Below are 14,139 nucleotides of genomic sequence, written 5' to 3' on the forward strand. Positions count from 1 at the left end.
TACCAAACTCTCCATTTTTATCCCCGTTGCCTTGAATACTACTCAACTAAAACAACACCTTGTCAGTAAGACAGATCAATGATTTTATTTATTTTTTGTATTTTTGTTATTTAATTCTGGTTTTTTGTGAATTTTAAGAATAAAACTTTTGTTTAATGAGTGTTTATGTTCCTTTCTGTAATATCAAGTCGGTATCAGCTGTTTAGTTGATAGGCCAATATGCTGTGATTGTACTAAACAATGTACTGTTTATTGAAAGTTTTAGCTCATATTAAATAAGGTGGTAGTTAGGATGAATAAATCTCAATTTGCACATTCACTAGTAGCTGTCGTTTTAGGTTCAGTACTGGTAAGTGGTAGTGCTTTTGCAAATAATATCTTTTCAGGCAAAACACAATCATCGCAAGGAGCGGAGCAGAAAGCAGCGCAAGGAGCGGGGCAGAAAGCAGCGCAAGGAACGGAGCAGAAAGTTGATTGGTTGCTAAAAAAATCAGAAAAAAAAGTTACTAAACCTTCGCAGAATGCAGGTAGCTCGATCAAAGACATTAAGATTACTACCGAAGTAAAAGGAAAATTGCAATTACAAAAGAATATAAACACTGATGATATTTTAGTGAAAACAGAAAAAGGCATTGTCTATATTGCAGGCTTTGTTAAAAATAGTTCTCAGAAAATGAAAATAGTTGCTCTGGCTAAGAGTGTGAAAGGCGTTAAGTCTGTGCGGCACGCTCTAGTTATTAAAAAATAACTGGCGTCATTGAAAGAGTGGCTTGCTAGCCACTCTTTTACCTCTTTCTCCCCCAATAAAATCTAGTTTAATTATTTGATTATCTAATAGGCACTACTATTCTTAGGGTGTTTGAACCGCAGTTATATTCGAATAATTTGTTGCTATGTTGATAATCATACTCTTCATCTCAGGGCTTTTCCCTTCTTCCATCGCTCTGTAACTTGAAATTTATTGAGTTCATCAGCATTCTATTTTTTTATTATGTAAGGGAAGTTTTACAAATATGTTGTTTGAATAGGAATATACTGATAGATATTCAGCGTGTGGGTTAGCCTTGATGCTGCCATTCACTTTTAGAGGGGGAAGTGTGGGTAAACATATTCCAATAACGTTGGGTAATATAGAACCCTTAGCTTATAAGTCACAGATAAAGCCAGGGAAAATTGCACTTGTTTGTGAAGGTGGAGGGCAAAGGGGGATTTTTACCGCAGGTGTTTTGGATGAATTCCTCCGTCTTGGTTTTAACCCGTTTGAATTGTTTCTTGGAACATCGGCGGGAGCCCAGAATCTTTCTGCCTATATTTGTGGTCAGCGCGGTTATGCACGTAAAATTATCAGCCGCTATACAACAAATTCAGCCTTCTTTAATCCATTGCGTTTTGTTCGTGGGGGGCATCTGATCGATCTGGATTGGTATATTGATACTATCTCCGAGCAGTTACCACTCAATATTTCTGTTGCAATGAACCAGTTTGATTCTGGGCGTGAATTCTATATGTGCGCTTGTCGCGCTGATAATTTTGAGCCGGATTACCTGCATCCTGATGACCGGAATTGGATGGATATTGTTAAAGCCTCAAGTGCCATTCCGGGGTTTTATCGTAATGGTGTTACCCTTAGTGATGTGGTTTATCAAGATGGTGGAATTTGTGATGCTATTCCGGTGCAAGAAGCCTATCGCCGGGGAGCGGATACTATAGTCGTGATTCGGACTGTCCCTTCACAACTTTATTATACGCCTCAGTGGTTCAAACGTATGGAACGTTGGTTAGAGGTCAGTAGCTTGCAGAAAATGGTCAAGATGATCAATCTCCATGCACAGAGTTATCGCCGAACACAGAAATTTATCGAAAATCCACCGAATGGTGTACAGATTTTCGAAATTTATCCGCCAGCACCACTGGCTGCAATGGCATTGGGGAGCAGACTCAGTGCACTAAATCAGGATTATCATTTGGGACGGCGTTGTGGGCGATATTTTTTGACGACTATTGGACATACGTTTGTCGGAGGAAAATTTGGACATGCTGAACGTAAGAGTTATGGGGTATCCCGTATGAAATTAAATTCTGATAATGCCAATCGTAATTGTTTTCGGAGAAACCATTTCATCAATAGCGTCGATAATTGCCCGATAGTGGAATCCCCTGAGACTGATATGATGGAAAATGAGCAAATGACTGAGACAATCATGAGGGATAACTTGGACAAGTAGATGTTTATTGATACACATTGCCATTTTGATTTCAGCCCTTTTGCTGGTGATGAAACAGCGAGCTTGAAACAGGCCAGACAAGCGGGGGTGGAAAAAATTATCGTTCCTACTATAAGTCAAATGAATTTTCAGAGAGTTTCTGCGTTGGCTAAGGATTATTCTCCAATCTATGCAGCATTTGGCTTACATCCACTCTATATTGCGGAGCACCAAGATATTCATCTGGATGAATTGGATCAGAAACTACAGGAAAAAGACACCAAATTTGTTGCGGTAGGCGAAATTGGTCTTGACCTTTATATGCCAGAACCACAGTTTGAAAAGCAGAAAAGGACATTAGAAGCGCAGTTAAAACTTGCTAAACAACATGACTTACCCGTGATACTCCATTCCAGAAAAAGCCATGATCAATTGGCAGCAATCCTAAGAAAGCACAAGTTACTACGAACCGGGGTTATTCACGGTTTTGCGGGGAGTTTGTCTCAGGCCCAAGTTTTTATTCGTATGGGTTTTTACATTGGTGTAGGAGGAACAATTACTTACGATAGGGCACAAAAGACACGCAGCACCATTTCACAATTGCCTCTGTCATCTTTGGTATTAGAAACAGATGCGCCTGATATGCCGTTATCGGGGTTTCAGGGACAACCAAATCGGCCAGAAAGAGTTGCACAGGTTTTCTCAGTACTGTGTGAATTGCGCCAAGAATCGCCAGAGGAAATTGCCAAGCAAATTTATCAAAATAGTATGGCGTTATTTGCGTTGAGTTGATCTACATTTAAAATTTCAGTGCAGCGGCAAAGAAACAAATTTTCAGGAAAATAGCTGGCTATGTGATGAGTGATGAGAACGTAGACAATAAAGCAAAAACTTGAAAGATGAAGGGTATAGTAAATATTAATAATGCTTAACTGATATTCTCCAATTATTTATTCTTTTTTTTACCTTTTTCCCCGTAAGATTATCTAATCCCTCCGAAACTAGGTGGTTTTATGTGATCTATATCTCATTTTTGGTTTTTATATTACTTTTTGCTGTATCAATTTGTGATGTTAGTTGCTTGTTCCTTTTTAGTACTAGGTATAATCGGCGCACACACAATGTCAGTAGGACTTTTCAAAATAACTGACATATTTTTATTATTTATTCAGTGAACAGGGATTCTTCCAATGCAACTCCTTATGAGCCTGATCGGAATGGCAGTACTGATTTTTATCGCAGTACTCTTCTCCAGTAACTATCGAGCCATTAAAATCCGTACTGTCCTGGGCGCCTTTCTAATTCAGGTTGCTATTGGGGCATTTGTACTTTATGTACCAGCAGGCAAAGATATTCTGGGGGGAATATCAAAAGGCGTTTCCAACGTAATTGGATATGGCCAAAAAGGAACAGAGTTTATTTTTGGCGGACTGGTTTCCGACAAAATGTTTGAATTGTTCGGCGGTGGCGGCTTTATCTTTGCCCTGCGTGTTCTGCCTGTGATTGTTTTCTTCTCATCACTCATTGCAGTGTTGTATTACATGGGCGTTATGCAGCTCATCATCAAAATATTGGGTGGTGGATTGCAGAAAATATTGGGGACATCACGGACTGAATCTCTGTCTGCGACTGCGAATATTTTCGTGGGTCAAACCGAAGCCCCTCTGGTTGTGCGTCCTTATATTGCGACCATGACCCAATCTGAATTGTTTGCGGTTATGTGTGGTGGTCTGGCTTCCGTCGCAGGGTCAGTATTAGCGGGCTACGCATCTATGGGTGTTCCATTGGAATACCTGATCGCTGCTTCATTCATGGCAGCACCAGGTGGTTTGTTGTTTGCGAAGCTGATGGTGCCGGAAACAGAAAAAACGCTTGATACTGCTGATGCGATGTCATTGGTTGCAGCGGAAGATCGTCCTGCAAATATTATTGATGCGGCAGCATCAGGTGCCGCATCCGGTATGCAATTGGCTCTGAACGTTGGTGCAATGTTGTTGGCATTCACCGCATTGATTGCTTTGTTGAATGGTATTTTAGGTGGTGTCGGCGGTTGGTTCGATTATCCACAATTATCCATGGAACTGGTTTTGGGCTGGGTTTTTGCTCCAATTGCTTACTTAATTGGTATTCCATGGCATGAAGCAACAATCGCAGGTTCTTTCATCGGCCAGAAAGTGGTGGTCAATGAGTTTGTGGCATTCATGAACTTTGGTGAATATCTGAAAGCTGATGATGTGGTTAAGGCTGCGGGTCTGCAAGTGCTTTCCGAACATACCAAAGCAATTATCGCCTTTGCTTTGTGTGGCTTCGCTAACTTGTCTTCTGTTGCGATTCTTCTGGGGGGCTTGGGTGGTATGGCTCCAAGCCGTCGTGGTGACATTGCCCGTTTGGGTTTGAAAGCTGTGTTGGCAGGCTCACTCTCTAACTTGATGAGTGCAACAATTGCAGGATTCTTCCTCGCATTGTAAAACGCAGAGAGCGTATATTAAATTGAATGCAGGTGAGATTTCTCACCTGCATTTGTTTTTCCTGAAAACATTTTACGTGATTTAGTTCACATTAAAATGTTTGTAGTTGCAAAAGTTATATAGTTAGTGTGATTTTAAGCACAAATTATTGTTTATTTACATGTTAATAATGATGTGCAAAAAACCTTATGGAGAAGGTTCAGCCCGATAATATCGGGCAATAAAAACAGAAAAATAGCGCGGAGAGAGGGAACTCTGTTGTTGCAGTGGCATATTGCCGTAGCAACATCTTCAAGGAACCAAGTCCGCTCGCCAACAAACGAACGAGATTATTTATAAAAAATAAACGATTAAAACTAATTTTTATAAACAATTGTCACAACTAATTGTCATAAATAGTCGTCAAAACTAATCGTTCGTTCAAAATAATCGTACAAAAGAATGTGTGAACTGGTTCAGTCACGATAATAATACCGTTGGAGAGTTCTATGACCGATTTAACCGCCGCCGCTCAGCGTGCGCTGAGTTTGATGGATTTAACTACACTTAATGATGATGATACAGATGAGAAAGTGACAGCACTTTGTCGTCAGGCAAACAGCCCCGCCGGACATACAGCAGCTATCTGCATCTACCCACGTTTTATTCCAGTGGCACGCAAGGTACTGCGCGAACAGGGAACTCCTGATGTTCGCATTGCTACGGTGACCAACTTCCCGCATGGCAATGATGATATCGACATTGCACTGGCTGAAACCCGTGCAGCCATAGCTTATGGCGCTGATGAAGTGGATGTTGTTTTCCCTTATCGTGCATTGATGGCAGGCAATGAGCAGATTGGCTTTGATTTGGTAAAAGCCTGCAAAACGGCCTGTACTGAATCAGGCGTATGGCTAAAAGTCATTATTGAAACGGGTGAATTAAAAGACCCGGCTTTGATTCGCAGAGCATCCGAAATTTCAATTACGGCTGGTGCTGATTTCATTAAAACCTCAACCGGTAAAGTTTCTGTGAATGCGACACTAGAAAGTGCCGAAATTATGCTGAGCGTAATCCGTGATATGGGCGTAGGCGACAGTGTTGGTTTTAAACCAGCGGGTGGCGTGCGTACCGCGGAAGAAGCGGCACAATATTTGGCACTGGCGGAACGTATCATGGGAGACAAATGGGTTGATTCCCGTCATTTCCGTTTTGGTGCATCCAGTTTGTTGAGCAGTTTGCTGACTACACTTGGATATCAAGGCCAAAAGCAAAGCAGTGGCTATTGAGATCAATAATAATTAATTGAATGCACGCTAAGATAGTGTGCATTACTGCCATTCTTTTCAGATAATAATGATTGGGAGGTAGCTTTGTTTCTGGCACAGGAAATTATCCGCAAAAAACGTGATGGCTATCCATTGCATGAAGAAGAGATACGCTTCTTTATTAACGGAGTCCGCGATAATACGGTTTCTGAAGGACAGATTGCCGCTCTGGCAATGACTATTTATTTCCATGATATGACGATGGAAGAACGTGTCGCACTGACATTGGCGATGCGTGATTCTGGCACGGTTTTAGATTGGAAAAAATTGAATTTACCTGGCCCGGTTGTCGATAAACACTCGACGGGCGGTGTGGGGGACGTCACTTCCCTGATGCTTGGCCCAATGGTGGCGGCTTGCGGGGGATATGTACCGATGATATCGGGGCGTGGTTTAGGGCATACCGGAGGTACACTTGATAAATTGGAGTCTATTCCCGGTTTTGACATTTTCCCTGATGAGCATCGTTTCCGTGACATTATCCGCGATGTGGGCGTTGCCATTATTGGACAGACTAGTTCACTGGCACCTGCGGATAAACGTTTTTATGCGACGCGTGATATTACGGCAACAGTTGACTCTATCCCTTTGATTACAGCTTCTATCTTGGGTAAAAAACTGGCTGAAGGGCTGGATGCTTTAGTCATGGATGTGAAAGTGGGTTCCGGGGCATTTATGCCGACCTATGAGCAATCGGAACGGCTGGCTGAATCTATTGTTGAAGTCGCTAATGGTGCGGGGTGCAAAACCACAGCATTATTGACAGATATGAATCAAGTCTTGGCATCCAGCGCAGGTAATGCGTTGGAAGTGCGTGAAGCTGTCCAATTTTTGACGGGGGAATACCGTAATCCTCGGTTATTTGAAGTCACTATGGCGTTGTCTGCTGAAATGCTGGTTTCGGGCAATTTGGCCCTTGATCGTGATGATGCATACCATAAGTTACAAGCAGCATTGGATAGTGGCAAAGCAGTGGAAACATTTAGTCGCATGGTGGCCGCACAAAAAGGGCCAACCGATTTTGTCGAAAATTACGACCACTATCTACCGACCGCGGAATACGTCAAGCCAGTATTAGCCGGCCAGATGTTAGAAGGTCAGACGTTAGAAGGTCAAACTAGCATCGTTGCCGAAATGGATACCCGAGCTTTGGGAATGTCCGTTGTTACATTGGGTGGAGGGCGCCGTAAAGCGACTGATCCTATTAATTACAGTGTGGGGCTGAGTGATATCGTTGCACTGGGTACAAAAGTGAATGCGGATACACCGTTGGCAATGATTCATGCCAATAGTGAACATGCTTGGCATGAAGCCGCAGAAGCAGTTCGTAAGGCCTTTGTTTTTAAGGAAACAGTTTTTAAGGAAACAGTTCTTAAGGAACCCGGAAAACAAGCCACCACACCTATGGTTTATCGTCATATTCGTGGATAAATCAGACAAGAATTGAAATCGATTTTAATAGCTGGCAGTTTCCGCATTGATAGCGAGAATTGACGCAGGAGAAAATTATGAAACGTACATTCATCATGGTATTGGATTCCTTTGGTATCGGTGCAAGTGCTGATGCTGAAAAATTTGGTGACAAGGGATCTAACACTTTGGGGCACATTGCAGAACAATGCGCTCGTGGTGAGGCTGATATCGGCCGTAAAGGGCCACTGCATTTGCCAAACCTGAGTCGTCTGGGATTGGGCAAGGCAACGGAAGAGTCTTGTGGAACTTTCCCAATTGGTTTGGATAAGGATGCCGAAATTATTGGCGCTTATGGTTACGCGAGTGAACTTTCTTCTGGTAAAGATACGCCATCAGGCCATTGGGAAATTGCAGGTGTTCCGGTTCTGTTCGACTGGGGTTATTTCCATGACGAAGAAAACAGTTTCCCACAGGAACTTCTGGATAGACTGGTTGAGCGCGCTAACCTATCGGGTTATCTGGGGAATTGCCACTCTTCCGGTACAGTGATTCTGGATAAACTGGGTGAAGAACATATGAAAACCGGTAAGCCGATTTTCTATACTTCTGCGGATTCGGTTTTCCAGATCGCTTGCCATGAAGAGACATTTGGTCTGGATCGCCTGTATGAGCTGTGTGAAATTGCTCGTGAAGAATTGAATATTGGTGAATATAACATTGGCCGCGTGATTGCCCGTCCATTTGTGGGTGATAAAGTCGGGAATTTCCAGCGTACAGGCAACCGTCATGACTTGGCCGTTGAGCCACCAGCTCCAACTGTCCTGAAAAAATTGGTTGATGAGAAGCAAGGTGAAGTGGTTTCCATCGGTAAGATTGCAGATATCTATGCGAATGTAGGTATCACCAAGAAGATCAAGGCGACGGGAATTGATGCCCTGTTTGATGCTTCACTGATTGAAATGGAGCAGGCGGGAGATAACACCATCGTATTTACCAATTTTGTTGATTTTGACTCTTCTTATGGTCACCGCCGTGATGTTGCTGGTTATGCAGCAGCATTGGAGTTATTTGACCGTCGCTTGCCAGAAATGCTGAAATTGGTTAAAGAAGATGACATTCTGCTCTTCACTGCTGACCATGGTTGTGATCCAACTTGGGCGGGCTCTGATCACACTCGTGAACATATCCCAGTTCTGGTTTACGGACCTAAAGTTAAACCCGGTTCATTAGGGCATCGTGAAACGTTTGCCGACATTGGTCAGACAATCGCGCAATACTTCAATCTGACACCAATGGATTACGGTAAATCAATGTTTTAATTTTTTGTGGGGACCGATGGGGCTCCACATTTTCATCTATTTTGATACGTAATAAAAACAAGGAAATAAATATATGGCCACCCCACATATTAATGCTGAGATGGGCGATTTTGCTGATGTTGTTTTGATGCCCGGTGATCCACTGCGCGCAAAATACATTGCAGAAACTTTCTTGGAAGACGCTCACCAGGTTAACAATGTTCGCGGTATGCTGGGTTTCACCGGTACTTACAAAGGCCGCCGCATCTCTGTTATGGGCCATGGAATGGGTATTCCATCTTGCTCGATTTACGCCAAAGAACTGATCACTGAATTTGGTGTTAAAAAAATCATCCGTATTGGTTCCTGTGGTGCGGTCAGCGAAGACGTTAAAATCCGTGATATTGTCATTGGCATGGGTGCATGCACCGATTCCAAAGTAAACCGCCTGCGTTTTAAAGATCACGACTTTGCAGCGATTGCTGATTTTGATCTGGTCCGTAACGCTGTTGATGCGGCCAAGGCGAAGAATATCCACGCACGTGTTGGTAATATTTTCTCTGCTGATTTGTTCTATACGCCAGATCCTCAGATGTTCGACGTTATGGAAAAATACGGCATTTTGGGTGTTGAAATGGAGGCGGCGGGCATCTACGGTGTTGCTGCTGAATTTGGTGCAAAAGCACTGGCTATTTGTACTGTTTCTGACCATATTCGTACTGGCGAACAAACGACTGCTGAAGAACGTCAAAACACATTTAATGACATGATTGAGATTGCGCTTGAATCTATTCTGATGGGTGACAATTAAGAAAGCGTCAATAATTTTAGCATTTCATTAAAAAATCATAAGCCCTTTCCATCATTGGAAAGGGCTTTTTATTTATAAATCATATTTTCGCCTTTCATATTTTGTTAATGATAGGTGGGAACTATTTATTTAATAGTTATTTTATTCCTCAGTGAGTTGGTCAAAAAACGAATGAAAATAATAAATAAAACAAAATTAAAACGATATTTTTTAAGTGATGCTCAATGTGAATAATTAGCTTGATAATTATACTGATTAGATAAATATCTTGAATTTATTTTGACTTAATCAATAAGATTGATAATAAAATCCAAATGTTATGGTTATGTCGAGATAATAAAACATTCATTCTTTTTAGGAAGATAAAATAGAGCAATAAAGCAACGCCAATTAAGATACTAAATTACTAAACATCGCTCGATATAACTCAGGGTAATAATCCAAAATAAAAAAATTATTGGTAAAATATACTACTCATTACGCGTACTTTTTTATAAAAACTCATATTTCATATGATGTTAAGGTACATAGTCAGTTTTATCGGCTGAAATTTGACTTAAGATTTATTCTGTAGAATGATATTGCCGGTTTGGTTTATTTTGACTGGTTATGATTTCTGTCAAAAAACTAAATAATCATTCGCCTAAGTGTCAGAAATTAATTTCTGTGCTTCGGCTTCCCTTTGGCTATCAGTATTTATTTTACAATTAAAGGCATAAGTTAAATTATGAAACTTAACAAATTGGCGATGGTTTTAGGCTTGGGCGTGGCTTTAACTGCTGGTATGGCAAATGCAGCACCTACTCAAGGTAACGGCACAGTTAAATTCACTGGTTCTATTATTAATTCCGTTTGTTCAATCAAAAACAATAATGTTGAAGTTGATCTGGGGCAAGTAACCAACATTGCCTTGCAAAAGGGTGGTGAATCATCTTCTAAGCCTTTCAAAATTGAATTACAAGACTGCGTTCTTGATACTATGAAAGGTGTAACAACAACTTTCACTGGGCCAGAAGCTGATGGCTCTGTGAAAGGCCTGTTGGCTCTTGAAGGTAAATCGCAAGGTGCTGGAATCATGATCACTAATCATGGTAACAAGCACATTCCTCTGGGCAAAGCATCAGAATTGATGTCTCTGCATGATGGCGATAACACACTGAACTTCGCTGCTCGCCTGAAAGGCCTGCAAGGCGTTGAAGGTGAAAGTATGGATGTGAAAACCGGTAGCTTCACTGCTATTGCAAACTTCACTTTGAACTACCTGTAATATTACGAGCTGACAGCTAATTTTTAATAGCTGAATATCAGGAAACCTAGTGCAATTTATATTTGAGTTTCCTGATGATACTTTCAGGGTATTTCTTGAACATCATGTGTTAGCAGAATGGTACTACAGTATTCTGTAGCGAGAATAGTGTTATTGATCTAAATCAATATTACTGATAATTAGGTAAACAGAATGCGCCATTAACGGAATGATACCTATAGAGGTAAATTGAAATACCCTTTTTTATTTATTTGAACTACGGTGTTCTCTATTGGCTGTATTAGGAAAATAAAATTTTTTTGCCATTTAAGAGTAATTTCTAATGGCATACCGATGGTGACATGTTTTCTCTATTCCCCGCAGTACGGTAAAGCCAGTAAAGCATAAAACAGAGAACGTAACTATTACGGATAAACGCAGGACATGTGGCTACCTCTGCAACCCCAGTATCAGTCAAAGTTCTCAATTTAGAACGATGAATTTTAATGATGCCATGTATTTGGTGATAACTCCTACACACTTACAAACTTGGCAGTATCAAACAGCGGTTAAATTCAAATTGGATTATTAACGATTCATTGTTTAGAGGATGCTATGGCTTTGTTTTCAGGTTCTATGAATCATGATCTTTTATCTATTAATAAAAAATCGAACAGTAATAAAAAATCGAACAATAATAGAAAAAACACCTTTAATAAAAACAGAGTGATTAATAAAAAAAAGATAGCTGATAAGACAAAAACAGATCACCTAATTTACGGAATTAAACCTCTTTCTGCTTTGGTACTGTTTGCAGTATCTGGTATTCAGGCAGCTTATTCTAAGCCACCAATTGAATTTAATACTGATGCTCTGGATATCAGTGAGCGTGCCAATATTGATTTGGATAAGTTCGCCCGCACAGGTTATATCATGCCGGGTAACTATATAATGGGTGTCAGGGTGAATCAAAATGAGTTTCCGGATATGCATTCTATCGATTTCATTGCTCCACCTGATGATCCAAAAGGTAGTGAAGCCTGTATATCCCCCGAATTAGTGAAGCAAATAACACTGAAACAGGAATGGATAGAAAAATTGAGTTGGCAGAATGAAGGGAAGTGCCTTGATTTCAATGCATTGCCTGGTATATCAGCAAGAGGCGATCTGGCGACTTATACACTTTATTTAATCGTACCTAAAATCTATCTGGAATATGATTTGCCAAACTGGGACCCGCCTTCTCGCTGGGATAATGGGCTTCCCGGATTGCTGTTTGACTATAACTTCAATGCCCAAACCACTAAACCCACTCATGGCAGTAGTAACCAGCAGATAAGTGCTAACGGAACAGCGGGGATGAATGCTGGAGCATGGCGCTTTCGGGCTGACTGGCAGGCCAGATATAACCATTTGAAAAATCAGCAGGATGATAAATCGGTTCATTCTAGCGGAAGAGATCGTACTAATGGAAAAGATCGTGAGTGGGAGTGGAGCCGTTACTATATGTATCGTGCTCTCCCTCGTCTGGAATCAAAACTGACATTGGGTGAGGATTATCTCAATTCCAATATATTCGATAGCTTTCGTTATACAGGCATCAGTTTGGTCACTGATGAAAATATGTTACCTCCTAATTTACGTGGGTATGCACCTGAAGTTACAGGTGTAGCGCGGACTAATGCCAAGGTGACGGTTAGGCAACAGGGAAGAGTACTATATGAAACTCAGGTCGCTTCTGGCCCATTCCGTATTCAGGATCTCAGTGATGCCGTGTCAGGAACACTGGATGTCAGAGTTGAAGAGCAAGACGGTGGTATACAGGAATTTCAGGTCAACACGGCGACTATTCCTTATCTGACACGCCCCGGGCGCGTGCAGTACAAAATTGTGGGTGGTCAATCTACTAATGACAAACACCGTCGTGAAGGGCCAGCGTTTGGTATGGGAGAGTTTTCCTGGGGGATCAACAACGGTTGGTCATTGTATGGCGGTCTTTTGGCGGCAGGGAACTATAACGCCTTGTCACTGGGGGTCGGCCGTGATTTGATGATGTTTGGTGCGCTGTCATTTGATGTAACAGAATCAAGAGCAAGATTACCGGGAGAGAATACGACTCTTACGGGCGGATCTTATCGTCTCAGTTATTCGAAACGTTTTGATCAATACAATAGCCAAGTGACATTTGCCGGATATCGCTTTTCTGAACGCGATTTCATGAATATGGGGCAATATATTGATCGCCGTTATCGCAACGTTTCTTCCGATAGTGGTAAAGAACTGTATACCTTTATTTTCAATAAACAATTTACAGATATCGGTCTGAGTGCCCACCTTAACTATAGCCATCAAACTTACTGGAACCGACCAACAAATGATCGCTATAACATTTCATTATCCAAATACTTAGATATTGGGCGTTATAAAAATATCAGCGTTAATCTCTCTGCCTACCGCAATAATTTTGACAACAAAAAAGATGATGGCATGTACCTGAATATTTCTATTCCGTGGGGAGATTCAGGCACGTTCAGTTATAACGGCATGGCTAATCGTCAGGGTAACTCTCATATGGCGGGTTACTACGGTCGCATTGATGATCGTAATAACTATCGTATTTCAGCAGGAACCGGTATTGGTGGCAAAGTATTGGCAGATGGTTATTACACTCATTATGGCGATAGGGCGTTGTTGACTGCCAGCGCCAGTTATCAGGATGGTGGCAATACGACCGCTGCGCTTGGTCTGCAAGGTGGGGTGACTGTAACAGCAAATGGAGCCGCGCTACACCGCATTAACATGATTGGTGCTACTCGTTTGATGGTAGATACGGAAGGGGTCAGCAACGTACCTATTCGAGGATTCGGTTCGGCAGTGCATACCAACTACTTTGGCAAGGCTGTGCTGGTTGATGTGAACAATTACTTCCGTAATACGGCAAATGTTGACTTAGATAACTTACCAGATGATATAGAGGCATTGCGTTCTGTCCAGCAGGCAACATTGACGGAAGGCGCGATTGGTTATCGTAAATTCCAAGTTATGTCAGGGATCAAGGCGATGACTATTATCCGTCTGCCTGACGGTTCATTCCCACCGTTTGGTGCCTCTGTCGTGAATGCATCTCAACGTGAAATCGGGATTGTCAGTGATGATGGATATGCTTATCTGAGCGGAATGAAACAGGGTGAAAAGATACAAGTGCATTGGGATGGAAGTGCCCAGTGTGAGATTACAGTACCAGATAATATTGCAGCGGAATCTTTAACTGCATTTTTGATGCCCTGTCAGTTTTTAAAAGGCGAAGATAAATAAAATGTAATAAAACAGTCCGTAGAGTCTGTTTTAAATAGCGTATTATATTGCTTTTTCGGGCGCGAAATTTTGACATG

10 protein-coding genes are annotated in these 14,139 nt (G+C 41.6%); all 10 read left to right on the forward strand.

The window, feature by feature from the left end; all coding sequences use genetic code 11:
• Positions 1–292 precede the first annotated feature (292 nt).
• Positions 293–748, forward strand: a complete 456-nt coding sequence (locus tag Xvie_RS00250; protein WP_086107408.1) for a BON domain-containing protein — start codon at positions 293–295, stop codon at positions 746–748.
• 349 nt (positions 749–1,097) lie between these two features.
• Positions 1,098–2,225, forward strand: coding sequence for a patatin-like phospholipase family protein (locus Xvie_RS00255; protein ID WP_086107409.1), 1,128 nt, complete (start codon positions 1,098–1,100; stop codon positions 2,223–2,225).
• On the forward strand, positions 2,226–2,996 hold the full coding sequence (locus Xvie_RS00260; RefSeq protein ID WP_086107410.1) for a TatD family hydrolase: 771 nt from the start codon (positions 2,226–2,228) through the stop codon (positions 2,994–2,996).
• Positions 2,997–3,406: 410 nt separating this feature from the next.
• Complete coding sequence (locus Xvie_RS00265; protein WP_208612494.1) at positions 3,407–4,672, forward strand: NupC/NupG family nucleoside CNT transporter; 1,266 nt, start codon at positions 3,407–3,409, stop codon at positions 4,670–4,672.
• A 488-nt stretch (positions 4,673–5,160) separates the two neighbouring features.
• Complete coding sequence (deoC, locus tag Xvie_RS00270) at positions 5,161–5,940, forward strand: deoxyribose-phosphate aldolase (protein WP_086107412.1); 780 nt, start codon at positions 5,161–5,163, stop codon at positions 5,938–5,940.
• Positions 5,941–6,024: 84 nt separating this feature from the next.
• Complete coding sequence (gene deoA, locus Xvie_RS00275; protein ID WP_086107413.1) at positions 6,025–7,410, forward strand: thymidine phosphorylase; 1,386 nt, start codon at positions 6,025–6,027, stop codon at positions 7,408–7,410.
• Between the two features lie 77 nt (positions 7,411–7,487).
• Entirely contained in the window at positions 7,488–8,711 is a 1,224-nt protein-coding gene (gene deoB / locus Xvie_RS00280; protein WP_086107414.1) for a phosphopentomutase, read from the forward strand.
• Positions 8,712–8,784: 73 nt separating this feature from the next.
• On the forward strand, positions 8,785–9,501 hold the full coding sequence (deoD, locus tag Xvie_RS00285; protein WP_086107415.1) for a purine-nucleoside phosphorylase: 717 nt from the start codon (positions 8,785–8,787) through the stop codon (positions 9,499–9,501).
• A gap of 727 nt (positions 9,502–10,228) precedes the next feature.
• The gene (locus Xvie_RS00290) at positions 10,229–10,768 is read left to right on the forward strand and encodes a fimbrial protein (RefSeq protein ID WP_086107416.1); all 540 of its coding nucleotides are present in this window, start codon (positions 10,229–10,231) and stop codon (positions 10,766–10,768) included.
• A 552-nt stretch (positions 10,769–11,320) separates the two neighbouring features.
• Entirely contained in the window at positions 11,321–14,062 is a 2,742-nt protein-coding gene (locus Xvie_RS00295; protein ID WP_086107417.1) for an outer membrane usher protein, read from the forward strand.
• Positions 14,063–14,139 lie beyond the last annotated feature (77 nt).

Source organism: Xenorhabdus vietnamensis (genome assembly GCF_002127535.1).
GTDB lineage: Bacteria > Pseudomonadota > Gammaproteobacteria > Enterobacterales > Enterobacteriaceae > Xenorhabdus > Xenorhabdus vietnamensis.